The sequence below is a fragment of the Pedobacter immunditicola genome (genome assembly GCF_037482985.1).
In the GTDB taxonomy this organism is placed as follows: Bacteria; Bacteroidota; Bacteroidia; order Sphingobacteriales; family Sphingobacteriaceae; genus Pedobacter; species Pedobacter immunditicola.
This window is the reverse complement of record NZ_JBBHKC010000002.1, coordinates 417,695-443,438: the sequence shown is the minus strand read 5'-3', so window position 1 is coordinate 443,438 and position 25,744 is coordinate 417,695. Positions and strand designations below refer to the sequence as shown.

Here is a 25,744-nt window from a genome sequence, read left to right as displayed (position 1 = left end):
GTTTTTTAAGAGAAGAATCAAAAAGAAGTTATTTTTAAAAAATCATTAAACCTAACCATGAAAAGAACCTCAATTACTTTTATTATCTCCGTATTTCTCACTTTCCTCATCACATTTCAAGGAAATACACAATCATTCAAGCTGGAGGATGTAAAAGGTTATCCATTTCCAACAAATCTCATTGCCTCGGCAACAGGTGCCAAAATAGCCTGGTCGTTTGATGAACAAGGGAAACGCAATATTTACGTTGCCGAAGGACCGGATTTTAAACCACGAAAACTTACAAATTACAATACGGATGATGGCCAGGAAATCAGCAGCCTTTCCATCTCAGCTGATGGCAAATGGCTTGTATTTATCCGGGGTGGCGACCATGGTTCCAACTGGGATGATGCTGCGCCGGTCAATGTAAACTCAGCCCCGCAAGCACCTAAAGTACAAATCCACGCCATCTCGTTTGATGGCAGCAAACAGCTTGCCCTCGGCGAAGGTGAAAACCCCATCATTTCCCCTAAAAGCGATGTTATTCTTTTTACCAAAAGCGGTCAGGCCTGGACAGCAGCAATAGACGGTTCAACGCCAGCCAAACAACTCTTTACCGCCCGCGGCACAACAAGCGAGTTAAAGTGGTCGCCGGATGGTGCTGCCATTGCCTTTGTTTCCAACAGACAAAGCCATTCCTTTATTGGCATTTATGTGGATCAAAAAACACCCATCAAATGGATCGATCCTTCCTTTTATAGGGACAGGTCGCCACGCTGGTCGCCAGATGGCAATGCTGTAGCTTTTGTGCGTACAGCAGGAGCCGGCGGTGCACCCGATGCGATCCTCATTCCGAAACACCAGCCTTGGTCTATCTGGAATGGCGATGTTAACACAGGAAAAGCTTTTCAGGTATGGAAAGCGCCTGAAACACTTGCAGGTTCGCCGCCCCGCACGCATGGCGGCACCAATTTACACTGGGCAGCAAATAACCGCATTGTCTTTTTATCTTCCCATGACGGATGGCCTCATTTATATAGTGTGCCAACTTCAGGAGGCAATGCACTGTCGCTTAGTCCGGGCAATTTCATGGCTGAACACATTACCTTAAGTCCCGATAAAAAATGGCTTTATTTCAGCGCCAACACGGGCAAAGACAAAAAAGATATCGACCGCAGGCATATTGCCCGGGTTACTGTAGATAAAGCAGCTGTTGAAGTGCTTAGTTCGGGCACAAATATGGAATGGACCCCCGTATTGACCGGCGATTCTAAACATATTGCCTTTATTACGGCAATTGGACAGCAACCACCACTTCCAGCCCTGGTTGCCATAGACCAGGCAACAAAGCTGGATAAAAACCTTAAAGTCCTGTCTACAGAGAACATCCCAGTTACCTTCCCTACAAATAAACTAACAGCCCCTGAACAGGTTATTTTTAAGGCGCCAGATGGGGTCACTATCCATGCACAGTTGTTTAAAGGCCAGGGAAAAGCATCAAAAAAACCTGCTATTGTTTATATCCATGGCGGCCCATCACGACAAATGCTTCTTGGATGGAACTATTCAGAATATTATACCAATGCATACGCACTTAATCAATACCTGGCCAGTCAGGGCTTCACCGTTTTATCGGTTAACTACAGGCTGGGCATCGGTTATGGCTATGATTTTCACAGTGCTAAAAATGGCGGTTCGGCAGGCGCATCAGAATACCAGGACATTAAGGCGGCAGGAGAATGGCTTGCCAGTCAGAAGGATATTGATCCGGCACGAATTGGTGTATATGGTGGCTCTTATGGTGGCTACCTTACCAATATGGCACTTGCCAAAGATTCTAAATTATTTGCAGCGGGGGTAAGCATCCACGGCCTGGGCGATATGACTATAGGCCGCCGCAACAGAAACGCTTTAATGGACCGTTATGAGAAAGTACCTGATCTGGAGCAGGCGCAAAAAGTAGCTTGGCAATCTTCGCCTAATGCCTTTTTAGACACCTGGAAGTCACCCGTATTAATTATTCATGGTGATGATGACCGCAATGTAGAATTTAGCCAGAGCACCGATATTTACAAAAGGTTGGTAGAAAAGGGCATTCTTACAGAAGCGATGGTGATTGTGGATGATACCCATCATTGGATGAAATATGAAAATGTGATGAAAGTAAACCAGGCCACGGCCGAATTTTTCATCAAGCATTTGAAAAAGTAATATTTTTAGATTTAATCAGAATTTACATACTGATAGCGGAAGAATAAAATAGGTAAACCAAAAAAAAAAGAAAATCCCCAACTTGGAATGGTTGGGGATTTATTGGGAATTATTTCTTTGAAGCCTTCAGCGAAAAACCTATTTCTACATCTTTAGATATCATCCAGTTTTCTGGACTTCCTTCTGTTTTGTAATTAAGTCCCCAGGCAGTTCTGTCGATAATAAACTTGGCATCGGCGCTAACATTTGATTCAGTTACGTCCACTTTAGCTGGGAAGGTTACATTAACCGTGCTGTCTTTTAGTGTTAGATTACCGCTAATCAGGTAATTAGGATCAGCCACTAAGTTGTTTTGTTTGTCACCTTTATAAGGCTCAACCTTTGTGATCACGAACTTAGCTGTTGGAATTTTCTCAGCATCAAAGAAGTCAGCACTTTTAAGGTGTCCTTCAAGATCTGCAGCCTTTTTGTCCTTTTCAGTAACAGATTCTGCATCAGCGCGGAGTGAAGCCATGCTTATTACAAATTCACCACCCTTTAAGGAATCTTTATCCGTAAAAACCTCACCAGAACTAACGCTAATTGTACCCCAACGAGGTGCTAAACCACCTTTATGTGTTGCTTTCCAGGTAATAGAAGTTGTATTGGTATCAATGGATAAAGCATCACCGACTTGCGATACAGCCGCTTGTTCAGTAGTTGTTGTTGCATTATCACTATTTGTACCTCCACAAGAGGCAAGGAAAAAAAGCGCAGGAAGCGCAGCAATAAGTGTTCTCATTTTTAAAATTTTACTGAGTTTGAATTATTTATGGCAGCAAAGGTAAGACCATTTAACTTGTCGCAGCTTGATGTATGGTAAGAAAAGCATCTATGGTCCACTCACTTTGTTTATAATAAACTTAAAAGGCACCTTTAGCACATTACCCAAATCACAACAATAACAACAACCACAATTGCAATACCGATAGCTATGGCAAACTTAGTGGAAACACGTTTTTTATGGCGATCAGAAATGCTTTTCATTCTTTGGCGCAGACGCTTATAATGGAAATCTTCTAGCATCTCCTCTTCAAATCCCCCCGGCTGTTCATCGCGTTCAGCGCCAGTTAGATAATCTATTTTGTTATACCAGTCTTCCAGCTCCTTTATTTCCTGGGTGTTACATTTCCCGGAATTATATTTTTTCAACAAATAAGCCAACCTCTTTTTTTCCATAAAATCAACATTTTGCGTTTGTCATGTATTACCCTAAGTAACCCAAAACCGTTAGTTGGCAACAAAATTTTTAATGTTTTCTTAAAGCAGCAACAGCAGTAACTGGACTAATAATAATTTTCTACAAGAGGCGCTATATTTCATTAAAGGTTAACATTATCTTAATAACTGATGTGTAATTTTACTTGTAATACAAGGAGGTAATTTCGCTCACTTTAATTACAATCACTTCCCTCATGAATGATTTTCTAACTGACAATTCGGATATTTTATTATTTAGCGACAAAAACCTGATCAAGCTTTGGCAGAAAGGTCATATCATGGCATTTGATATTTTTTACAGAAGGCATGTAGTGCAACTGGTTAATTTTGCGGCGCAAAAAACCGGCAAGGAGACAGCTAAAGAGCTCGTGCAAGATGTTTTTCTGGATTTTTTTCAGAAACGAGACTTCATCAAGCCTGAAGAAGCGGTTAAAGCATACCTCTACTCGATGCTGAAGCATAAAATTTACAACTATTACAGACAAAATAAAGTTGCCTTAAAATACCAGGAATACCTCAGCCATCACCCGGCTGATGACCAACACTGCACCCAATCGCAGGTAGCGCAAAGAGAGTTAAAAACTGCGCTTCAGCAAAACATTGACAAACTGCCATCCAAGTGCCGCGAAGTATATAAGCTAAGCCGGGAGGAACATTTACCGCATAAAGAAATCGCTTATAAATTAAATATTTCTGTAAATACGGTAGAACAACACATCCGTAAAGCGCTCAGCAAATTAAAAACTTCCCTTCATCATTTCCTGTAGCTTACACAGCTCGTCCATAGTTTAGGATGACAGCGCCTTGCGAGCACACTGCGTGCAGGGTCAGTCCACGTATTCTTCGGTAAAACGTGGACTGACTGTGGACTCATGGTGGACTCACTGTGGACTCACTATAACCTGTGCACTAACCTTCGCTATCCGCCGTTTGATTTAGCGCCAGCAAAATGACCGTATATATGTATTCCAGATCTTCATCTGTCATGCAATATGGAGGGAGTAGGTAAATGACATTTCCCAAAGGCCTTAATAAGAGGCCATGCTCCAGAAAAAAAGGATAAAGCTGATCCCGGAAAGCATTAAAATAAGAGGTTCCGGTATTGCTTTTCCATTCAATCGCCAGGATGGTGCCCGTTTGCCTTACCTCTTTTACTTGAGGGTGCGACTCTAGCTTTTTTGAAAAGTCATGGTGTTTTTTGCAGATCCGGCCGATGTGGCCTTGAGTTTCCTCGCTGCGCAATAGTTCCAGGCTGGCAATTGCAGCTGTGCAGGCCAAGGGATTAGCAGTGAAAGAATGCCCGTGGTATAAGGCTTTATGCTGGTCTTCACTTAGGAAAGCCTCATAAATTTCCCTGATGCAGGTCGTTACACCCATTGGCATCGTGCCACCAGTCAGGCCTTTCGAAAAGCACATCAGGTCCGGGACCTCCGTTAAATGATCACAGGCAAAATTCTTTCCTGTACGGCCAAAGCCGGTCAAAACCTCATCCTGGATCATTAAAACGCCTTCTTTACGGCAATGCTGCATGAGTACGTCCAGGCAAGCAGCGCTGTGCATCAGCATGCCACCAGAACCTTGTACCAGGGGTTCATAAATAAAACACGCTGTTTCGCTGGCAACAGCTGAAATAAGAGATTTAAGTTCGGGAAGGTTTTCCTTTGTTGGCGGGTCAATAAATACCACATCAAACAGCAGCTGTTCAAAAGGTTTCGTCCATGCACTCCGGCCACTGACAGACATGGCCCCAAAGGTATCGCCATGATAACCATTGGTAAAAGCCAAAACTTTTTGCCGGTCCTCCCCGCTGTTATTCCAATATTGCAGGCACATTTTTAAGGCCACCTCAATGGCCGTAGATCCATTGTCGGTGTAAAACACTTTCTGTTGGTTGGCAGGCAAAATCTTCAGCAGTGCTTCTGCCAGTTCGATGGCCGGCGGATGTGTAAAACCAGCAAAGATCACCTGCTCCAGCTCGAGCAGCTGTGCGGCAACTTTCTCGGCAATATAAGGATGAGCATGACCGTGTAAAGTTACCCACCATGACGAAACCGCATCGATGTAACGTTTTCCCTGTTCATCAAATAAATAAGCACCACGTCCTTTAACTATAGGAATAGCGGGAGCGGCCGTGTGCATTTGTGTATAGGGATGCCAGATGTGCTGCTGGTCCCTCTCGCTTAAAGTCGGCATGTTAGGCTTTTACCTCCTTCACCATGGGTTTTAGGCCCAGGTTTTCAAACATTTTTCTATCCTGCATCAGACCAGGATTAGGCGTCACCAATAAGGTTTCACTTTCACTGGTAAAAATCGAATTGGCACCTGCCATAAAACACCAGCCCTGCTCCTCTTCATTCATTTCTGCCCTTCCGGCACTTAACCTCACCATCGAAGCGGGCATAATGATCCTTGCGGTAGCGATCATCCTGACCATATCCCACAGTTCAACCTTAGGAAATTCAGCCAGTGGGGTACCCTTTACCCTGGCCAGCGCATTAACTGGCACGGATTCGGGATGTTTAGGCATGGTTGCTAAAGTCAGGAGCATCGCCATGCGGTCATCGTGACTTTCACCAAGTCCCAAAATGCCGCCAGAACAAACCGTAATGCCAGCCTTCCTCACATTGTTAATCGTGTTGAGCCTGTCGCCGAAAGTCCTTGTACTGATGATCTCCTCATAATAACCTTCAGAAGAGTCCAGGTTATGGTTATAAGCATACAAACCCGCCTGTTGTAAACGCTGTGCCTGGTATTCTGTTAACATACCCAGGGTACAGCATACCTCCAGACCCAATTCATTGACGCCTTCCACCATTTCCAGGATACGGTCAAAATCCTTGTTATCGCGTACCTCGCGCCAGGCTGCAGCCATACAAAAACGCGATGAACCTGCTTCCTTGGCACGTTTTGCAGTGGAAATCACTTCTTCGGCCGACATTAATGCCTTTACTTTGATATCGGTATGGTAACGTGCTGCCTGACCGCAGTAAGAACAATCTTCGGTACAGCCCCCGGTTTTAATTGACAATAAAGTACAAACCTGCACCTCCGAAGCCTGATGCCATTGGCGATGCACAGTTGCCGCCTGATAAACCAGGTCTAACAAGGGTTGATGATAAATGGCCCTGATTTCGTCCATGGTCCAGTCTGTTCTGATGTTCTTTTCTAAATTCATTGGTGTGTGTTTTATCTTTTTATGGTGTAATTTTTAGCGATGATGAAGCTATCATCAGCTTATTTACTGCTGTTTGCTAAAGCAGAGTGTGGCTGCCTTGTATACTTTGTTCATTGACTATTTTAAATTCCGGAACCTTTGCAAAAACTGTTTCTGCAGGAAAATAGCTATGCAGAATACTTTCTGTGGCCTCATCCATTTCTCCGTTGATGATGACCGCCCGCAGCGGGATATTACGGTTTAATAAGGCTTCCATGGAAAGCAGCGCATGGTTAATGCAACCCAGGTAATTTCGGATCACCAGGATAGCAGCAGCATCGAGATGCTGAATCAGCTCTATCATTCTGAATTGATCAGACAGCGGCACCATTAGTCCGCCGGCACCTTCAATAACCAGCTGGTTTTGAGTGATCGGTAAGGTAAAATCTTCGAGTTTGATGTTTATATTTTCAACCTGTGCTGCTTTGTGCGGTGAGGCCGCCAGTTGAAAACGATAAGTTTCAGGATGAAAAACGGTCTGCGCCTGAGTAACCAGACTGGCTACTGTATCACGATCACTGCAACCGAGGTCGCCGGCCTGCACCGGCTTCCAGTAATCTGCTTTTAATTGATGGGTGAGTATAGCAGAAACAATAGTTTTACCTACACCAGTGCCGATTCCTGTAACAAATAAGGGTTTATTCATGTGTGTTGATGACTTTAAGGAGCGTAAAACAAAGTTTTTCAATCTCCTGATCGGTGTTGAAAGCATGGAGGCAGATCCTGAGCCTTTCCTTGCCTTTAGGAACCGTAGGACTGACAATCGGGTAGACAGCTAATCCTTCTTCCGCTAATTCCCGGCTGATCCTTTTAACCTTTTCATTACCCGGTAAGATGATCGCCTTAATGGGACTTTGGAGTGTTTCCTTTGCTGATCCAGGGGACATGCATTGCTGAAACAAAAGGATTTTTCGCTGAAGTTCTTGTTGCAATGGCGCGTTCTCCTGTAAAAACCGGAAGGCGGTTTGGAGCTGCAGCAAATGCAAAAAAGGCATTGCGGTACTGTAAATAAAGGGCCGGGCAAAATTAACGAGGTAATTGCGCAGCAGATGACTTCCCAAAACCGCAGCACCATGCGCACCGAGGGCTTTTCCAAAAGTGATCACCACAGCAAAGACATCCCGGGTTAATCCGGCACCACTTACCAGTCCCTTTCCAAAGACACCAAATGCATGTGCTTCATCTACAATCAGCAGTGCAGCATATTTTTTGCAGAGCGCGGTAATTTCGATCAGTGGCGCCAGATCGCCATCCATGGAATAAACACTCTCAATGGCGACATAACAACTGCCTTTGGCCCTTTTAAGTTTTTCTTCCAGGCTTTGCAGGTCATTGTGTTTAAACTTGACCCGATGGGCAAAACTCAACCTGCAGCCATCGATCACCGAACTATGGATCAGCTCATCGATGATAATGGTATCCCCTTTTTGAGGTAAACAAGAGAAGAGCGCAAGGTTTGCCGTATAACCGCTATTAAATAACAAGGCGGCTTCCACTTGCTGATCAGCGGCTAGCTCATCCTCCAGACTTTCAGCAAAAACACTATTTCCGGTTAATAACCTTGAGCCTGTCGCGCCTAAGGGCATCTCCTGATGAGACTGCTGCGCCTTAAAAACACTCGCCTTTAAAGTTGGAGAACGGGAAAAACCAAGGTAATCGTTAGAACAAAAATCAGCCAGCTCTTGCTGCAAGGGCATATTCCGGAGCAAACCATCGGCTGTCCGTTTTTGCAATCGTTCCTGTATCAATAAGGTGGCCGCATTCAACATCAGTTATGCTATTATTGCTTTTTGCATTGCGGCAATCCACTTCGTAAAAAGGCGATGCTCTATATCAATGATCACTGCCGCATGACTTTGCCAGTCGGCCGAAAAATTCTCCAGCTGCAAAATCATTTCCTCCAGGTGACCGGCTTCTTCCAGGATGATCGACTTTACGGTAACCTTGTGCTGAACTTTACTCAGCTCCAGCTGGTAAAGCGGATAAAGGTCGTCGGCTCTTAATTCGATGGCATAAGTAACGAACAAATAAGCAGCAAAACGCAGATCCGGACCAGTTAAGCCCATTTCTTGTTTCAAATACCGGCTAGTTAAAATATCAAGCCTATTTAAATAAGAACAACTCTCTGAAGGTGCAATTAATGCTTCCCTTGCATAGGTAGTGCAGATACCGGTGGCAATTTTATCCAGCTGTTTTTTTAAGTAATAAGCATGACGGTGTTCCTCTGCAGCATGCTTCAAAATCATCAGGCTCACCGTTTCCAGGTCTTCGCTGGCTGAAATTTTCCTGGCTCCCGAATTCTCCATGAAAGAAAGGGTATTTAGAAACAGCGCATGATTGGTATTATTGCTTATGATTTGGGATAACAGTTGTTGTAGGGGCATTATTCGTTTTTTGTTCAAACTTAGTATCTTGCCGGATCATCAAAGGAGCCAGTTTTTAGTTTATGAGTAGTCCGGTTAAAATACCATTCAAGAGTTTAATTCAAATTGACAGAAATTCAGCTAAGGCTGTATACCTTCAATTGGCTTACCAGCTGATCCATTTCATCCAACGGGGTGTACTTATTCCAGGGATCCAACTTCCGGGCAGCAGGCAGCTATCAGCCCTGCTTGATCTGCACCGAAAAACGATCATTGCAGCTTATGATGAGCTGGATGCACAAGGCTGGATTGAGGTCAGGCCAAACAAAGGCACTTTTGTGACTAGCAAATTCCAGGCGATACCAAGGGATGCATCCATGCATCACCAGGAATTTCTGTCGAGTTACCCTGCCCGCACAGGTTACAGGTTTAAGAAAAGTATTCTACTGGATCTGAGCGTGGTCAAAACAAATGCTGAACTGGAATTTACCGACGGACTGCCGGATGTGCGGCTTGCCCCTTTAGCAGATTTATCAAGGGTTTACGGCACTAACTTAAAACGTAAAAGCAATTTAAAACACCTTGGTTTTACACCCAATGAAGGCAGTGAATATTTCAAAGAATTGTTAACCACCTATTTAAACAATACCAGGGGCTTACACATTTCTAAAAGCAATGTCCTGGTGACCAGGGGTGTTGATATGGGCATTTATCTGGCTGCAGAACTGCTGCTGCAAAAAGAGGACCTTGTGCTGGTAGCAGATTTAAGTTATTATGTGGCCAATATGATTTTCCAGAAAGTGGGCGCAAAAATAGTTTCCGTCCCCGTTGATGAACAGGGAATCGATGTGGATGCCGTTAAGAAATTATGCGAATCACACCAGATCAGGATGTTGTACCTCACCCCTCATCAGCATTACCCAACCACAGTTACTTTAAGTGCAGAGCGGCGGGTGGAGCTTTTAAACCTGTCGGCAACTTATGGTTTCATTATTCTGGAAGACGATTACGATTACGACTTTCAATTTGACAATAGTCCGGTTTTACCGCTTGCCAGTGCAGATACCCAGGGGATGGTGATCTATATCGGTTCATTCGCCAAATCGCTGGCCCCCGGTTTCCGATCCGGTTACCTGGTGGCACCGGAGAACCTGATTAAAGAACTGGGTAAATTAAGAGGCTTAATAGACCGGCAGGGGGACGTTTTAATGGAGCAGACTCTGGCAGAACTATTGGAAGAGGGTGAAATACAGCGGCATTTAAAAAAAACATTAAAGGTTTATAGGGAACGCAGAGATGCTTTTTGCGGCTTACTGCAAACACATTTAAGTGATGTGGTTTCCTTTGAAAAGCCTGCAGGTGGTTTGGCGGTGTGGACAACATGGAAAGCCGGACTTAACCTGATGCGGATCAGTAAAGACTGTATGCGCAATCATCTTTATTTACCCCAGACCTTGCTTTACCAAAAAAGAGGCCTGACTGCAATGAGACTTGGTTTTGGAAACCAGACCGTAGCGGAGCTGGAACGGTCGATGAAAATATTGGCCGCAGCAGTAAGCTAATCATCATCCCTTGTGAAAGGTACAAAACGCACCGGAGACAGTTCTCTAGTCAGTACTTTTCCATTTTTTTTAGTGACCAGCACCAGCATTTGTACAGATGAGGGCGAGCCAATCGGGATGACCATCCTTCCTCCCTCTTTTAATTGTTTGATCAGCGGTGGCGGAATTTGATCGGCCGCTGCCGTAACGATAATACCATCGAAAGGCGCTTGCGACTCAAGTCCCTGGTAGCCATCGCCGATAATGACCTCCACATTGTGATAACCTAATTTATGCAATAGCTTTTTAGCCCTTTCACCTAGCTCTTTTACGATTTCAATGGTATAAACTTTATCTACAATCTCTGCCAGTACAGCTGCCTGGTAGCCAGAACCGGCACCCACTTCCAATATCCGGTGACCTTCCTTCGGTTGCAGCAACTGCGTCATATAGGCAACAATATAGGGCTGTGAGATGGTTTGGTTATAACCGATCAACAAAGGGCTGTCGTCATAGGCATTCCGCTGAAATTTTGGGGGCACAAACAGGTGACGTTCTACCTTGCGCATGGCTTTAAGTGTAGCCCGGTGGTAAATGCCCCGGTTTTCAATTTGCTCCCGCACCATTTTTTGCCGCAGCTCTTCATAATTTTGTGAAAAACCAGGTTTGGACATCCAAAGTACCAGCAATATGGAAAATAGCTGTCTCATCTGAATTTAGTTAAACAGGAGAGATTAATTAACAGTTGTGTATGGGTAAAGTTCTGGTAATAGGTGAAATAGTTTTAAAATATTGACAGTGTTACCCCACCCTAAAAATCTTCTCCCTATGATTTTCGCCCCATTGCTTTAGCGCATAAATAATTGGCGTTAACGTATCCGCATAAGGTTCCGTTTTATAGGAGATTTTTACCGGGTAATCGGCAGCAACTATTCTACTGATCAATTTATTTTGTTCCAGATCCTTCAATTCTTTGGCCAAAACCTTTGGAGTAATGCCGGGAATACTGTTCTGAATATCTGTAAACCGCTCGTTACCTACAGAAACTGAAATAATGATGGGCAATTTCCATTTTCCACTGATGATATCAAGCGCATCCCTTACAGGCTTTATTGTTGCAATGCAATCGGCATATTTCTTCACTTCCATTTATACGAACAAATTAAATTACACTTCCCTTTGGGAAAGCGCTATACAAAAGAAAGCATTTATCCGTATATTTGCAAATCAATTATTTCATGCCGTAGACTGAAATTGCATGAACTCAATGAAATAGAAATATGTCGATAAAATTATCCCTTATAGAACTTGGCGCCGTTAGCAACGGACAAACAAGAGCTGATGCTATAAAAAACATTGTAGAAACGGCACAAAAGGTTGAAGATTGGGGTTATAACCGGATCTGGCTTGCGGAACACCATAATACCGAAAACTTCATCAGCCGTGCTCCTGAGGTGACCATCCCTCTGGTAGCTTCCAATACCTCCCGAATCCGAGTAGGTTCCGGCTCCGTGTTGCTTAACCATTACAGTCCTTTTAAGGTGGCGGAGGTTTTTACTTTATTGGGCGATATGTTTCCAGGGCGGATTGATATGGGAATTGGCAGAGCGACAACAGGTCCGGTATCTGATTTCGCATTACAACGCAATCGCAGTATTCAGCAGCGGAGTGATGACTCAGAAGAGCAACTGAAAGAATTATTAAACTGGCTTACCGATGGCTTTGATAAAAGAAATATTTTTAGCCAGGTCAAAGCACATCATGACGGAATTAACCTGCCTGAGTTTTGGCTGTTAGGATCCAGTCAATGGAGCGCCTATACCGCAGGCAGCCTGGGTTTGAACTATGCGTTTGCAGGATTTATCAACCCTGATCAGGCTTATACCATATCACATAAATACCGTGATAATTTCAGTCCGGGGGAACACCTTTTAGGGAGTAGTAACCCGAGATTAATGCTTTCCCTGAATATTTATTGTGCAGATACCTTAGAAAATGCCGGGAAGCTAGCAGCCCCCATGATCGTGATGATGCAGCGTATGCGGCAGGGTGATTTAAATAGTCCGATAGAAACGGAAGAAAATGCCGTTGCTATTTTAGGCGGCATACCCTCGCCATCTATTTTATCAGACAGCAGGATTCCGCCGAGATATCTCATTGGTACCCCCGACACCATTCAAAAAGATTTAGCGGAAATAGCCCTGACTTTCGATGCGGAAGAAATAATGGTACAGTGCATCAGCAATAATAGGGCTAACCGGTTAAAATGCCTGGAATTGTTAGCTGAGGTATTTGATTTAAATGGTTAAATAAACATTAAAAATAAGAGATTATGAAACCATCATAAGCTTGTAGCTTACAAAAAGCAATGAATAAGCTTATGATAGCTTCATTACCATTAATATATATATATACGTATGAAAATAGGAATTATCGGTGCCGGAGCAATGGGATACAATCTTGCTAAAAAACTGGCACCAAACCATGAAGTGCGGTTAGCTGCCTCCAAAATGAGTGACGAACTTACCAACAAAGCCACAGCTATTGGCGTTACCGCTGTCGACCGAAAAGAAGCAGTCAAAGGAGTTGACCTGGTCATCCTGTCCATTCCATTAAAGGCGATTGCCGAACTGCCCAAAGATCTTTTTGAGGCCGAACCACAAGACCTTATTATTGTGGATACCTCCAACTATTATCCATTTAGGGATGGCAATATTTCAGAACTGGACAATGGAGAAGTAGAGAGCCTTTGGGTGACAAAACAGCTTGGCAGACCTATTATTAAAGCCTTTAATAACATTCTTGAATACACACTGGTTCATCATGGCAAAACTACTAACACACCTGGCAGGATCGCATTATCCATTGCGGGCGATAGTGAACAAGCAAAGAAAGTGGTAGCTGGTCTTGTGAATGAAATAGGCTTTGATGTGGTAGATGGAGGAAAGCTGGCCAATTCATGGAGACAACAGCCTGGCACACCTGCATACTGTACAGTGCTTAATAGCGAAGAACTTGTTCATGCATTGGAAAAAGCCAATAAAGAGGATGCACCTAAATTTCGTGATGAGGTGATTCATCGTTTTATTAATGCGGACCCGGCCTTGACCCATGAGGAAGCAGTGGCCTTAAATAGAGTTACTTTTAATAAAAATAATACAAATAGATGAATGATAGAAAAAAGTTAAAGCTGGCGGCCATTATCGATGGCACCGGATGGAATCATGTGGGCTGGCAACATCCTGATATGCCATCTGACGCCAGTGAAAGTATCGAATTTTATGTACAACAGGCAAAACTGGCTGAATCAGCCAAGTTCGACACTTTGTTTTTAATCGACGTGAGTCATGTAGGAGCAGGAAATATACCGCATTATCTAAGTATGTTTGAAGGCGTTACCATCATGTCTGCCATCAGCATGGTCACCAAAAATATTGGCTTGTCGGCTACGTTCTCCACATCCTATGCAGACCCATACGGTGTTGCCAGACAAATTCTATCCTTAGATAAAATTAGTAAAGGCCGCGCTTCTGTAAATGCAATCACTTCAAACCCAGGCGGCATGGTTAATTTTAGCCGTGGTCATTTAACCCGGGAAGATCAATATCCGATGCAGAAGGAATTTATGGAGATTCTCTTGGGCTTATGGGATACTTATGAAGATGGTGCTTTTATCCGCGACAAGGAAAATGGGGTATTCATTGATCCGTATCAAATGCATACGCTTAATTATAGAGGAGCATATTTTTCGGTAGATGGCCCTTTAAATATTAGTCGTTCTGTTCAAGGCCGCCCAGTTTTATACACCGCAGGTACATCAGATAAATTCATCGAACATGCTTCAAGCTATACCGACGGTGCATTTATTTTTGGCAACACCTTACAGGAAACATTGGCCGTAGCCAATAAATTAAAGCAAAGATTAGTAGCAAAAGATAGAAGGCCGGAAGATTTTATATTGGCTACCCAGCAAAACCCCATCGTTGGCAGGACAGAAAAAGAAGCGAAAGATAAGTTCATGGAAATGATGCGGTTGTATCCTCAAAACAGTATCCCGCTTCCCCTATTTTTTGGATCAGCAGAAAAAGTAGCAGATCAGGTTCAGCAATGGTATGAGGTGGGCGCAATGGACATGTTGATGATCCGGCAAGACCATCCCTATGGTTTGAGGGATTTTATTGATTTAGTCGTACCTATTTTGCAGGAGCGCGGAATATTCAGAACAGCTTATGAATCTGATACCCTTAGGGGTAATTTGGGATTGCCTAAGCCGGCTTTCAAAAAGATTAAATAACACAATTTCAATTTTTGGCATCAAAAACGGGGCGTACTGATTGACGCCTGGAGACTGTAGCCCCGTACACCGTCTTATATATGAAGGATAGATGAAAAAAATCCTGGTTGTGGAAAACTAAGATAAAGAGTATTACCTTTATTTGAAACGATCAACGCTATGATTAAATATATATTGACCGGCCTGTTAATGACAATGTCTATTCTTGCCTATAGCAGCGTATTGAGTAGTCAATACAAGGACTCGGTGGTCTATCAATCTGAGTACCTGAGTATTTCGAAGGTTTCAGCTCATGTTTACTTACATACTTCATTTTTACAGACTCAGGATTTTGGCAAGGTACCCTGCAACGGAATGGTTGTAGTTGATGAAAAGGAAGCGATTGTGTTTGATACGCCTGCGAATCAGGAAAGCACAGCGGAGTTAATCCGATATTTGACTTTACAAATGGCGGTGAAGATTAAAGGGGTTGTTGCTACACATTTTCACGATGACTGTGTTGCGGGTTTAAATGAATTTCACAAACACCAGATTCCTTCTTATGCGGAAAATCGTACGATAAGGAATTTAAAGGCCGCAAATAGTCAATTTGATATGCCTAAAAATGGTTTCGACGACTTCCTGGAACTTAAAGCGGGAGATGAAAAGGTATCAGCAGCGTATTTCGGCGAGGGGCATACGAAGGATAATGTGATCGGATATTTTGCAAAGGAAAAGATCATGTTTGGTGGTTGCCTGATCAAGGAAATTGGCGCTGGAAAAGGGTATCTGGGTGATGCCAACGTCAATGCATGGTCGGCAACGGTCACAAAAGTAAAGCAGAAACACCCTCAGACAAACATCGTTATCCCGGGCCACGGAAAAACAGGAGGCTTGGAATTACTGGATTACACCATACAATTATTTAACTAGGTCTCGATTCATTAAAGCGAGCGTTTTAAATAAATTGCAGGTTTGGCTGCTTGAACAGGAACCGATGCAACGTGAACCTTGAACTGTTTACGCTAGGTGCGTTGTGGGTTCAGCTTTGTTTTTCCGCAGTATTTTCCAGATCAATATGGCAAAAAGCAGTGTCAAAAGCGCGAAGAATTTCTCAAAGTTAGTTTTGGCAAAGATATTTCCGACGGTATTGAGCATGAAGATCACAAGAAATACCCACAATACAATGTTTACTGTCTTTTCTTTGAATTGAAAGGCAATGTAGTTGCCCTTCATTAACAAAATAAAGCCGAGGAATACGTTGATCACAATGGAAATGGTTTCAAAAACATACATTTCTTTATCATTCGTAATTTGCCCGCCCCATGCGATGGTGTATGGAATTATTTTCGCCATGATGCAAACATGAAAAACGATCACCATGGAGAGTAAAACCAACAGAATTTGTATAGCGGTCTTATGATTCATTTATGTTCTTTTTAAATTAAAATGAGCTTCTTATCAATCACGTTACTATCTTAAAAAGCTTACACAGCAACCTTAATATCTATGTGTTAAATATCAGTTGTTTAAAAATTGAAAACAAACTCTACAGTATTAAATCTCATAATAGCGATTGATAGCCACTCGATGCTTTATTGTTGTAGCGAGTAAAAGATGTAATTCCGAGGAGCTATATCAATGTCTTATGCTTTAATAAAATGTTCCTTCCATTTTACAATTCCTCCCTTAAGGCTATAGACCTTCTTTGTGTTACCATATTTCTCCTGTAATGCCTCAGCGGCCGCAACACTTCTTATACCGTGCTGACAGAGAAATACAACATTTTCAGCATCAATATCCGTTTGCAAAAAAGCACTCAACTCAGACATGGGGACTTTCTTATATAGGTTACTATCCAGGAAGGGGACTTCATGGCGTTCCCGTACATCAATAATTATGGTTGATCGCTCCTGCTGAAGCAAGCTTAGTTGTGAAGCATCAATTTCTATATAATTCATATTATTGTTTTCTGTTGCTGGTGGTTCATTATGACAAAGTCAATTCTTTCCATGTTTCCAATCAGGCAAATTTGCTATAATGACGAGTAGAAATCCACGATCATCATTATGATGAGTAGATAATGTGGTTTATTTAAACTCCCCTGATTTTATTTTTTCTCTTATGAACAAACAGATAACAAACATATAGAAGTAAAATCCACACTGGAATCAACTCAACCGATATTTTTAACCCCGTTATCCACATCATCACTAAAATGATTCCAAGAAACAGCAGACATATATAGTTGGACAAAGGATAGATAAAAGAGGGAAACTTTGTTTTAACCTGATCTGCATCTTTACTCCTTCTGAATTTCAAATGGGTAATGCTGATCATCAGCCAATTGATAATTAATGAGGACACGACTAAGGACATCAAAATCTCCAATGCTTTATCGGGCATTAGTTTATTAATGATAATACATATCGCCACAAACAAGCTTGATATTAATAGCGCATTTAACGGTACCGAGCTCTTATTCAGTTTCTTTAAAAAAGAAGGTGCATTTCCTTGTTCCGCCAACCCAAATAACATCCTGCTGTTACTGTAAACACAGCTGTTATAGACAGATAAAGCCGCTGTCAACACAATAATATTAAGCGCATTAGCAATCAAGCTAGTAAAGTAGATAGTCTTGCCCAAAAGGTTAAACTGAAAGCCTTTTAAACTTTCGAAAACCATTACAAAAGGGCTGCTATCGGTAGTAATGTTTTTCCATGGAGATAAGGAGAACAGGATCACCAACGCACCTACATAAAAAATCAGAATCCGGTAAATAACCTGATTGGTGGCCTTTGGAATCGTTTTTTCAGGTTCTTCTGCCTCTGCAGCCGTTATCCCGATTAATTCCAGTCCGCCAAATGAAAACATGATTAAGGCAATTGCGGCAAACAATCCCTGAAAGCCTCCTGCCCCATCGGCACTCAAGAAGCCCTTTGGAAAGAAACCACCATCATTCCATAGATTTTGAATGCTTGCCTGTTCGCCTCCGTTACCACTAAAAAGTAAATAAACACCAAATACGATCATCGCGATTATGGCTGCAACCTTGATGATAGAAAACCAGAATTCCACCTCACCATATACCTTAACAGAAGTAAGATTTAACGCATTAATCACGATGAAAAAGAAAAGACTCGAGGTCCATAGCGGGATTTCAGGCCACCAGAAGTGCACGTAAATGCCAATAGCAGTCAGCTCCGACATGCTGACCAGGATGTACAACACCCAATAGTTCCAGCCAGAAGCAAAACCGGCAAAAGATCCCCAGTACTTATTGGCAAAGTGGCTAAAGCTACCAGAAACAGGTTCTTCAACCACCATCTCGCCTAACTGACGCATAATGAAAAAGGCAATAACACCTGCCAGTGCATAACCTAAGATTACAGAAGGCCCAGCTAATACAGCTGCAGGACCAATACCTAGAAATAATCCTGTTCCAATGGCTCCGCCAAGGGCAATTAACTGAATATGCCTGTTTTGCAAACCTCTTTTGAGTTTTTGTTCCTCAGGCTTTTCGATAGTTTGTTTCAATATTTTATGATGTTTATAATTTTTTTTTCGAATACAATAGCAGTACCATTGAAAATTTCAACAAAAATGGGAACTTATATTGAGTATTTTACGATTTCTTTCATCTAAACTGTTTGGACTTCAACTTTTGAGATCGACCAAACAGCTATAAATGAAATTAGGCCTGCTACATTTCATTTACCTTATGATATTTTTATCTATAAAAAAACCGCTAAGATCAAAATTACAAAGGTCATAATGAATAATTTGAAGACTGAACGGAGCGTTATCATATCGGAAATATCAGTAGCTTTGTATCATGGCGAGCGTAAAAGAAGTAGATCTTCATCTAGAAGCCTTCATCCGGAATACTTCGGGCCTTAGCAACGAGAACATGGTACAGCTGAGTCTTAAGCGTATGCGTGATGCCCTGGATAATGCTATCGAGAGAGGATGCAACGAAATCTGTTTCATTCACGGCCACGGCACAGGAGCCCTGCGTGAACGTGTATATTCCGAATTACGCATATATGAAAAAGATGGTCTGATCGAATCTTTCGAACCTTCGTTTTTCAATTCAGCCGTGGTTAAAGTAACCATCCGTTATTGATAGATACAATTTCCCTTAAAAGGAAAACCAGAACTATTCAATTTCCAAAAACCATCCTGCAAAATCCCTGAGAAACAAGAAAAGTCCTTGCTAATAAACAAATAGGACTCTTGTTCGGTAATGTCTGGTAGTACCGAACGTTTATGTAGCCCGTAGAAGATTATGAATTGACAACTCAGAAGGAACTCAATTAAGTTTAATCTGTCCAATTTTCAATTTCCCCGTTATCCTTCAACCAAATCTCTAGATGAATAACTTCCGAACTTTCGAAATTTTGCCATGTTCGTTGATTGTTATCAAATATTTTTCAGAGCAATCACAGTCATCGGAACTTTTCCAATTAACATTTTTTAAGTCTATTAAACAAGATATCAGAAATTTTAACATTATACGCTCTGTTGATGGCTTCGGGCTCACCTTTATCTAATAAAGTTTTCCTTAGGCTGCCACAATCAATAATTTCGGCAAGAAAAAGACTATCATTCTCTATTTTATAAATAGCCTGATAACCTCTCCAGCAACTAAAGGATGATCCATCACGAAAACTTAATCCAAATAATTGTTGCTGAACACCTGGCTCTTGTTTTTGCAGATATTGCTCAACCAACAGATTATAAGTCGCGATTGTGTCATTTTTATAAATGATATAGTCGGGCATTTGTGGACTGGCGAAAGTACTTAAAGAAGAATGTATTAGAAAAACTAGAGCTATACTTAATTTGGTTTTAATAGAAAGTTGCATATAAAAATCAGGTTAGCCGACTCATATTTTGTATATTCAATATGATGAAATATATGCATTTTAACCAGCTAAAGTGGTCTTAATTCCACTAAAAATAAAAATCCCGCTCTACTTTCGTAAAGCGGGATCGTAGCCCGCAGGGGAATCGAACCCCTATTTCCAGAATGAAAATCTGGCGTCCTAACCGGTAGACGAGCGGGCCTAAAATAAAGCGTTTAACAAAATAGTTAAACGCTTATCCAGGTAGCGGGGACCAGACTCGAACTGATGACCTTCGGGTTATGAGCCCGACGAGCTACCAACTGCTCCACCCCGCACTTTATATGCACTTTTATGATTTAAACTTTAGCGTGCATGACTAAAGTTTGTAGCCCGTAGGGGAATCGAACCCCTGTTTCCAGAATGAAAATCTGGCGTCCTCACCCCTAGACGAACGGGCCATTTGAATTGCCTTAACATTACTGTTACGAATTCTTAGGTAGCGGGGACCAGACTCGAACTGATGACCTTCGGGTTATGAGCCCGACGAGCTACCAACTGCTCCACCCCGCACTTTATACAATTTAAAAGTTTTTGTTAAATCCTTAACTGTTCTTCCGAATTGGAATGCAAAGATATAATTCGTTTCTTTGTGGTGCAAGTTTATTTCAAAATATATTTTCATGTCACATAAAGCAGGTTTTGTAAGTATAATAGGTAAGCCCAACGTGGGTAAATCAACATTAATGAATGCCTTGGTGGGTGAAAAGCTATCTATCATCACACCAAAGGCCCAAACTACCCGTCACCGGATTCTGGGAATCGTGAATGAGGAAGCATATCAAATCGTGTTTTCCGACACGCCGGGGATCATCAAACCGCGTTACGGATTGCAGGATGCCATGATGAGTTCTGTAAAAGGAGCCCTGACTGACGCCGATTTGATTTTATTCGTAACAGATATTAATGAGGAACATGATGAAAATGATGTGCTCGAAAAAATAATCAACACCACCATCCCTATGGTCGTGCTGATTAATAAGGTTGATAATTCGACACAAGAGCTAGTAGAGGCGAAGATGGCCTACTGGCAGGAGAAACTTAATCCAAAACAGATTTTCGCGATCTCAGCCCTACATAAATACAATTTGGACGGCATCCTTGAAATGGTACTCGAGTTTCTGCCGGAACACCCACCCTATTATGATAAGGAAGACTTAACGGATCGCACACAAAAATTCTTCGTTTCTGAAATTATCAGGGAAAAGATCTTCAACAATTACCAGAAAGAGATTCCATACAGCACCGAAGTGATTATTAAATCCTTCAAAGAAGAAGAGAACATCACCAGGATCAGCGCTGAGATTATTGTGGAACGTGATTCACAAAAAAACATCCTGATAGGTAAAGGCGGGGCCATGTTGAAAAAGGTTGGTACTGAAGCACGTAAGGATATTGAGAAATTTTTGGATCAGAAAGTTTTTCTTGAAACCTTTGTAAAAGTATTACCAGACTGGCGCAGTAAAAAGAATTATTTAAAAAGTTTCGGGTACGAAAATTAAACCTACCTTTGCAACCCCTTAATAATTAATACAATTCATAGACACATGAGTAACATTATCGCAATCGTCGGAAGACCAAACGTAGGCAAATCTACCCTTTTTAATCGCTTAACTGAAAGTCGCAAAGCAATTGTAGATGATTTTAGTGGCGTAACCCGTGACCGTCATTACGGTACAGCGGAGTGGACAGACAAGAATTTCACCGTTATTGATACTGGTGGATATGTCGCTAATTCAGAAGATGTTTTTGAAGCGGCTATCCGCGAACAAGTGGTCATTGCCATTGAAGAAGCCACTGTGCTCCTGTTTATGGTTGATGTAACCACTGGAATTACAGACCTTGATGACGAAATAGCTGCCCTATTAAGAAGGAGCAAGAAACCGGTATTCACTGTGGTGAATAAGGTTGATAATACAGCACTGGAAAACGAAGCGTCAGTATTCTACGGCTTTGGTTTAGGCGAGATCTATTCTATTTCTTCCATGACAGGCTCCGGAACCGGAGATTTATTGGATGACGTGATCAAACATTTTGAAGATCAGCCTGAAGAAGAAAACAGCTTGCCAAAACTGACCATCGTAGGTCGCCCGAATGTTGGTAAATCTTCATTGATCAACGCATTAATCGGTAAAGAAAGAAATATCGTTACCCCAATTGCCGGTACCACCAGAGATTCTATCCATATTCATTATAACCAATTCGGACATGAGTTCATGTTTATTGATACTGCCGGATTGCGTAAAAAAACCAAAGTTAAAGAGAACATTGAGTTTTACTCGGTAATGCGTACCATTAAAGCTTTGGAAGAAGCGGATGTGGTGATTTTAATGATTGATGCGGTTGAAGGATTGGAATCACAGGATGTAAACATCTTTCACCTGGCCGAGAAAAACAAAAAAGGTATCGTCATTTTAGTCAACAAATGGGATTTAATTGAGAAAAACAACCAGACAGTTAAAGTTTTTGAAGAACAAATCCGCACTAAATTACAGCCTTTCACTGATGTGCCGATTATTTTCGTTTCGGTCTTAAATAAACAACGTATTTTCCAGACTATAGAAACTGCTTTAGAAGTTTATAAAAACAGGTCTAAGAAAGTTCCTACTTCTAAATTGAACGATGTGATGCTGCCAATCATTGAAAGCTATCCGCCGCCATCCAATAAAGGTAAATACATCAAAGTGAAGTATGCAACACAGATCAACGCTACATCACCAATGTTCGCTTTCTTCTGCAACCTACCGCAGTACATCAAGGAACCTTACAAACGTTTTATTGAGAATAAACTTAGAGAAAACTTTGATTTCAAAGGCGTACCAATTCAAATCTACTTCAGACAGAAATAACATTACTCCAGGCTTGACAAAGCCTGTTTAATCATGTGATCATGCTGGTTCATTGCCCTGTAATAACCAGCATCTCCCAAATGATATTTATATAACAATGCCCTAAGGTCATTGTAGATTACCGGTTTAGCCTGACGAAGCTGCTGCTGATCTATAGTGACCTTTTTGCGTTCCAGGTATTTTACAAAGGCAATATAGTCAGTGGTACTGATGTCAAATGTCTGTATATTTTTTTGGAGGTAATCGCTGTTATACTTTCTGCCCAAAACTTCATAGACAAAGTCAAACAGAATTTTTTCTGAAGCAAGGTTATGGTAAAAGTCATTCAATCCGCTGGTATCGAGCTTCACATAAACATCGGGATGAATACCGCCACTCCCTTTTTTCTTGAGGCTATCTTTTGCCTTCGGTTGCTTTGTGGTCAGCTCACCGCTTGCAAACCTTTGCTCTAATTCCTTCTGGTAAGCTATGTAACCGTCTTTATAAGATTTCTGGATACTGCGTCCCAGCGGCGTATAATACCTGGCTATGGTCAGGTTAAGTGCGGAGCCATCACCAAAAGGAAACTGCTCCTGTACCAGTCCTTTTCCAAAAGAACGACGGCCAATGATGATTCCCCTTTCCAGATCCTGAACTGCACCAGCAAGGATTTCACTCGCTGAAGCCGTATGTTCATTGATTAGAATAGCTAAAGCTCCTTTCTCAAATAAACCTCCCCCACTGGCAATGTAGTCTGTCCTTGGTTCATTTTTACCCTCGGTATATACAATTAATTGGTTTTCCTGTAAAATCTGGTTGGCTAAACCTGTAGCTGCGCTGAGGTAACCACCGCCATTATCCCTTAAATCAAGGACAAGCTTGCTCATGCCTTTAGCTTTGAGCAAGGTTAATGAATCTATAAAATTAACATCTGTATTGGCACCAAACTGGCTGATCCTGATATATCCTGTATTAGCGTTCAGCATGTAAGAAGCGTCAATACTGCTGACCATCACATTGCTCCTTTTAACGCTTAAAGAAAGCGGCTGGCTGTTACCCGGACGAAGGACAAGCAATTGAACCGGTGTGCCTTTTTTACCTTTAATTTTACCAACCATTTCCGCTCTGGTCAAATGTTTGCCACTTACCGAAAGGTTGTCAATTTTAAGGATCCTGTCGCCCGCCTTGATGCCTGCCTTGTCGGCCGGACCTGATTTAACCACATTGGTCACCAGCAGTGAATCGTTTAAAACATAATATTCAATACCGATGCCCTGAAAGTTTCCTTCCAATGATTCCATCTGCTCACTGGCCTCCTTCGGTGGTAAGTATATACTGTGAGGATCCAGCTGGTGCAACATACTGTCGATCGGTAAATGATTCAAAGAATCAGTGTTCACTTCATCCACATAATTACGATCAATCAAATGGATGATCTCATCAACCTTTTTAGTATTGTGGGAGAACTTTATTCCTGGTCTTGATAGTTGGTATCCCTGGTCTCTTAAAAACTTGTAACCCAGAAACATGCCGCCTATGAGTGTGATCGAATAAGTGAGCGCAATAAAGAGATTTTTACGGGTATTTTTGTTCATCGAATAGCTGTTGCACAAAGTTATAATAACGAAGTTACATATACTAATAACCACAGCTAATTTGATAATGTTTGTTTTATTTAAAGAATGAAACTTTCAACTTTACAACGTGAATTATGTTTATGATTTCTACTTTAGCAAGAAATTAGCGAAATTTAAAAAAACAAAAGTATATGATAAGAGTAACCGAACAAGAATCCAGGTATAATGACATCGATAAAATGTCTGTCCTTGAAATTTTAGAAGGAATCAACCAGGAAGATAAAACTGTTCCTTTAGCTGTTGAAAAGTCAATCCCTCAGATTGAGAAACTAGCTACTGCCGTCTCTGAACGTATGCAAAACGGGGGCCGGCTATTTTATATTGGCGCAGGAACCAGCGGTCGTCTGGGTGTAGTTGATGCTTCAGAATGCCCGCCTACATTTGGTGTTCCCTTTGATTATGTAGTAGGAATTATTGCCGGTGGCGATGCAGCGATCAGGAAAGCGGTTGAAAACGCGGAAGATAACACCACTCAAGCCTGGGTAGATTTACAGGAATATAACATTAATGAAAAAGACTGTCTTATCGGCCTTGCCGCATCAGGGACAACACCATATGTCGTTGCAGGTTTACATACAGCCCGTGAACACGGTGTGCTAACAGGTTGCATTGTTTGTAACGAAGGAAGTCCTATTGCTGCAGAAAGTGATTTTCCTGTAGAAGTAGTGGTAGGACCTGAATTCCTGACCGGCTCTACAAGGATGAAGTCAGGCACGGCTCAAAAATTAGTACTGAACATGCTGAGCACAACTGTCATGATCAGACTGGGCAAGGTGAAAGGGAATAAGATGGTTGACATGCAATTAACAAATGACAAATTGGTAGACAGAGGCACACAGATGGTGATGGCGGAGTTAAACATCGATCATGACCAGGCCGAAGACCTGCTTAAACGTTATGGCAGTGTTCGGAAAGCTGTGGATGCCAGCTTAAATAAATAATATTATGCACGAGATAGAACCTTATTATCAATGGAGGGACGATTACATCGCTGCAGAAGATGAGCGTTCCCCTTTTTTCAATACGGAGTATTCAGAGTTCTATTATGATAAACAATTATATAACTTCCTGATACATCCGCAATGGGATGACTTTGGTTCAACTACCCTGTACATTAAAGTGCTTTTTGTTGATTACAGAAGAAATTATGCCATCATCGAGCTGATGGGCGAATGGAATGATGCCATCAATAATGATATCATGTTGTTAAAGCGTGAAATTCTGGAACTGATGATCGATCAAGGCATCAATAAATTTATGCTGATTGGCGAAAATGTGCTTAATTTTCACTCTTCAGAAGATTGTTATTATGAAGAGTGGTTTCAGGATGTAGAGGATGGCTGGATTTGCGGCATCAACTTTAATCCCCATGTGATTGAAGAATTCAGGGATAACAACCTTGATTATTATATCAATTTCGGTGGATTACTTGACGATATGGCATGGAGAACGCTAAAACCGCTGCAGATTTTTAAGAAAGTTGAAGAAATCCTGACAAAAAGACTAGGGGCATAACTTTTGTAAGAAC

Annotated in this window: 26 protein-coding genes and 4 tRNA genes; 12 read left to right on the top strand and 18 right to left on the bottom strand. The window is 41.9% G+C overall.

Features of this window, described 5'->3' with window-relative positions; genetic code table 11:
- Positions 1-57 precede the first annotated feature (57 nt).
- Positions 58-2,193 carry a S9 family peptidase gene (locus tag WG905_RS04435; protein WP_339590496.1) on the top strand — a complete coding sequence of 712 codons (2,136 nt, stop codon included), beginning with the start codon at positions 58-60 and terminating at the stop codon, positions 2,191-2,193.
- A gap of 109 nt (positions 2,194-2,302) precedes the next feature.
- Here WG905_RS04435 and WG905_RS04430 read toward each other — a convergent pair whose 3' ends face one another.
- The gene (locus WG905_RS04430; RefSeq protein ID WP_339590495.1) at positions 2,303-2,974 is read right to left on the bottom strand and encodes a YceI family protein; all 672 of its coding nucleotides are present in this window, start codon (positions 2,972-2,974) and stop codon (positions 2,303-2,305) included.
- 134 nt (positions 2,975-3,108) lie between these two features.
- The gene (locus tag WG905_RS04425; protein WP_339590494.1) at positions 3,109-3,411 is read right to left on the bottom strand and encodes a hypothetical protein; all 303 of its coding nucleotides are present in this window, start codon (positions 3,409-3,411) and stop codon (positions 3,109-3,111) included.
- 236 nt (positions 3,412-3,647) lie between these two features.
- Here WG905_RS04425 and WG905_RS04420 point away from each other — a divergent pair, with 236 nt between their 5' ends.
- Positions 3,648-4,220 (top strand): RNA polymerase sigma-70 factor, encoded by a 573-nt coding sequence (locus WG905_RS04420; RefSeq protein ID WP_339590493.1) that lies wholly within the window; start codon positions 3,648-3,650, stop codon positions 4,218-4,220.
- Between the two features lie 142 nt (positions 4,221-4,362).
- Here the strand turns inward: WG905_RS04420 and bioA are convergent, their stop codons facing one another.
- The 5 genes from bioA to WG905_RS04395 all read right to left on the bottom strand — a co-directional run bounded on the left by bioA (position 4,363) and on the right by WG905_RS04395 (position 9,051).
- Positions 4,363-5,646, bottom strand: a complete 1,284-nt coding sequence (gene bioA / locus WG905_RS04415) for an adenosylmethionine--8-amino-7-oxononanoate transaminase (protein ID WP_339590492.1) — start codon at positions 5,644-5,646, stop codon at positions 4,363-4,365.
- Between the two features lies 1 nt (position 5,647).
- Positions 5,648-6,628 (bottom strand): biotin synthase BioB, encoded by a 981-nt coding sequence (gene bioB, locus WG905_RS04410; protein WP_339590491.1) that lies wholly within the window; start codon positions 6,626-6,628, stop codon positions 5,648-5,650.
- 76 nt (positions 6,629-6,704) lie between these two features.
- Positions 6,705-7,313 (bottom strand): dethiobiotin synthase, encoded by a 609-nt coding sequence (bioD, locus tag WG905_RS04405; RefSeq protein WP_339590490.1) that lies wholly within the window; start codon positions 7,311-7,313, stop codon positions 6,705-6,707.
- The gene (locus WG905_RS04400) at positions 7,306-8,436 is read right to left on the bottom strand and encodes an aminotransferase class I/II-fold pyridoxal phosphate-dependent enzyme (RefSeq protein ID WP_339590489.1); all 1,131 of its coding nucleotides are present in this window, start codon (positions 8,434-8,436) and stop codon (positions 7,306-7,308) included. Before WG905_RS04400 ends, bioD begins: the two co-directional genes overlap by 8 nt.
- 3 nt (positions 8,437-8,439) lie before the next feature.
- The gene (locus WG905_RS04395) at positions 8,440-9,051 is read right to left on the bottom strand and encodes a hypothetical protein (protein ID WP_339590488.1); all 612 of its coding nucleotides are present in this window, start codon (positions 9,049-9,051) and stop codon (positions 8,440-8,442) included.
- Positions 9,052-9,113: 62 nt separating this feature from the next.
- Between WG905_RS04395 and WG905_RS04390 the strand changes: the two genes are divergently transcribed.
- The gene (locus WG905_RS04390; protein WP_339590487.1) at positions 9,114-10,592 is read left to right on the top strand and encodes an aminotransferase-like domain-containing protein; all 1,479 of its coding nucleotides are present in this window, start codon (positions 9,114-9,116) and stop codon (positions 10,590-10,592) included.
- Here WG905_RS04390 and WG905_RS04385 read toward each other — a convergent pair.
- Positions 10,589-11,281 (bottom strand): protein-L-isoaspartate(D-aspartate) O-methyltransferase, encoded by a 693-nt coding sequence (locus WG905_RS04385; protein WP_339590486.1) that lies wholly within the window; start codon positions 11,279-11,281, stop codon positions 10,589-10,591. The two genes, WG905_RS04390 and WG905_RS04385, sit on opposite strands and share 4 nt — an antisense overlap.
- 91 nt (positions 11,282-11,372) lie before the next feature.
- On the bottom strand, positions 11,373-11,720 hold the full coding sequence (locus WG905_RS04380; protein WP_339590485.1) for a winged helix-turn-helix transcriptional regulator: 348 nt from the start codon (positions 11,718-11,720) through the stop codon (positions 11,373-11,375).
- Positions 11,721-11,851: 131 nt separating this feature from the next.
- Here WG905_RS04380 and WG905_RS04375 point away from each other — a divergent pair, with 131 nt between their 5' ends.
- The 4 genes from WG905_RS04375 (at position 11,852) to bla (ending at position 15,777) form a co-directional block, all read left to right on the top strand.
- On the top strand, positions 11,852-12,880 hold the full coding sequence (locus WG905_RS04375; RefSeq protein WP_339590484.1) for an MsnO8 family LLM class oxidoreductase: 1,029 nt from the start codon (positions 11,852-11,854) through the stop codon (positions 12,878-12,880).
- A 108-nt stretch (positions 12,881-12,988) separates the two neighbouring features.
- Complete coding sequence (locus WG905_RS04370; RefSeq protein WP_339590483.1) at positions 12,989-13,741, top strand: NADPH-dependent F420 reductase; 753 nt, start codon at positions 12,989-12,991, stop codon at positions 13,739-13,741.
- Entirely contained in the window at positions 13,738-14,865 is a 1,128-nt protein-coding gene (locus WG905_RS04365; protein WP_339590482.1) for an NtaA/DmoA family FMN-dependent monooxygenase, read from the top strand. The genes WG905_RS04370 and WG905_RS04365 overlap by 4 nt, the downstream gene beginning before the upstream one ends.
- A 150-nt stretch (positions 14,866-15,015) precedes the next feature.
- Positions 15,016-15,777, top strand: coding sequence for a subclass B1 metallo-beta-lactamase (bla, locus tag WG905_RS04360; protein WP_339590605.1), 762 nt, complete (start codon positions 15,016-15,018; stop codon positions 15,775-15,777).
- A gap of 87 nt (positions 15,778-15,864) precedes the next feature.
- Here bla and WG905_RS04355 read toward each other — a convergent pair whose 3' ends face one another.
- From WG905_RS04355 to WG905_RS04345, 3 genes are all read right to left on the bottom strand, one after another.
- Positions 15,865-16,272: a hypothetical protein gene (locus tag WG905_RS04355; protein WP_339590481.1), complete on the bottom strand. Its 408-nt coding sequence runs from the start codon at positions 16,270-16,272 to the stop codon at positions 15,865-15,867.
- 218 nt (positions 16,273-16,490) lie between these two features.
- The gene (locus tag WG905_RS04350) at positions 16,491-16,805 is read right to left on the bottom strand and encodes a rhodanese-like domain-containing protein (protein ID WP_339590480.1); all 315 of its coding nucleotides are present in this window, start codon (positions 16,803-16,805) and stop codon (positions 16,491-16,493) included.
- 133 nt (positions 16,806-16,938) lie between these two features.
- Positions 16,939-18,381 (bottom strand): amino acid permease, encoded by a 1,443-nt coding sequence (locus tag WG905_RS04345; RefSeq protein WP_339590479.1) that lies wholly within the window; start codon positions 18,379-18,381, stop codon positions 16,939-16,941.
- 298 nt (positions 18,382-18,679) lie between these two features.
- Between WG905_RS04345 and WG905_RS19505 the strand changes: the two genes are divergently transcribed.
- Positions 18,680-18,970: a Smr/MutS family protein gene (locus tag WG905_RS19505; RefSeq protein ID WP_431844501.1), complete on the top strand. Its 291-nt coding sequence runs from the start codon at positions 18,680-18,682 to the stop codon at positions 18,968-18,970.
- A gap of 340 nt (positions 18,971-19,310) precedes the next feature.
- On the opposite strand, the gene WG905_RS04340 is transcribed toward WG905_RS19505, so the two are convergent.
- The 5 genes from WG905_RS04340 to WG905_RS04320 all read right to left on the bottom strand — a co-directional run bounded on the left by WG905_RS04340 (position 19,311) and on the right by WG905_RS04320 (position 20,264).
- A complete protein-coding gene (locus WG905_RS04340; RefSeq protein WP_339590478.1) occupies positions 19,311-19,712 on the bottom strand; it encodes a hypothetical protein in 402 nt (133 codons plus the stop codon).
- Between the two features lie 130 nt (positions 19,713-19,842).
- Positions 19,843-19,914: transfer RNA gene (locus tag WG905_RS04335), tRNA-Glu, on the bottom strand.
- A gap of 42 nt (positions 19,915-19,956) precedes the next feature.
- Positions 19,957-20,029, bottom strand: a tRNA-Met gene (locus WG905_RS04330).
- Between the two features lie 51 nt (positions 20,030-20,080).
- Positions 20,081-20,152 (bottom strand) — tRNA-Glu (locus WG905_RS04325).
- Positions 20,153-20,191: 39 nt separating this feature from the next.
- Positions 20,192-20,264, bottom strand: a tRNA-Met gene (locus WG905_RS04320).
- A gap of 110 nt (positions 20,265-20,374) precedes the next feature.
- Between WG905_RS04320 and era the strand changes: the two genes are divergently transcribed.
- Together era and der are read left to right on the top strand one after the other, a co-directional pair.
- Positions 20,375-21,253, top strand: a complete 879-nt coding sequence (gene era / locus WG905_RS04315) for a GTPase Era (protein ID WP_339590477.1) — start codon at positions 20,375-20,377, stop codon at positions 21,251-21,253.
- 45 nt (positions 21,254-21,298) lie between these two features.
- Positions 21,299-22,600, top strand: a complete 1,302-nt coding sequence (gene der / locus WG905_RS04310) for a ribosome biogenesis GTPase Der (protein ID WP_339590476.1) — start codon at positions 21,299-21,301, stop codon at positions 22,598-22,600.
- Between the two features lie 2 nt (positions 22,601-22,602).
- Here der and WG905_RS04305 read toward each other — a convergent pair whose 3' ends face one another.
- On the bottom strand, positions 22,603-24,174 hold the full coding sequence (locus tag WG905_RS04305) for a S41 family peptidase (protein WP_339590475.1): 1,572 nt from the start codon (positions 24,172-24,174) through the stop codon (positions 22,603-22,605).
- A gap of 173 nt (positions 24,175-24,347) precedes the next feature.
- On the opposite strand from WG905_RS04305, the gene murQ reads away from it, so the two are divergent.
- Both murQ and WG905_RS04295 read left to right on the top strand, forming a co-directional pair.
- Complete coding sequence (murQ, locus tag WG905_RS04300) at positions 24,348-25,157, top strand: N-acetylmuramic acid 6-phosphate etherase (protein WP_339590474.1); 810 nt, start codon at positions 24,348-24,350, stop codon at positions 25,155-25,157.
- A 4-nt stretch (positions 25,158-25,161) separates the two neighbouring features.
- Complete coding sequence (locus WG905_RS04295) at positions 25,162-25,731, top strand: hypothetical protein (RefSeq protein WP_339590473.1); 570 nt, start codon at positions 25,162-25,164, stop codon at positions 25,729-25,731.
- The last annotated feature ends 13 nt before the right edge of the window (positions 25,732-25,744 follow it).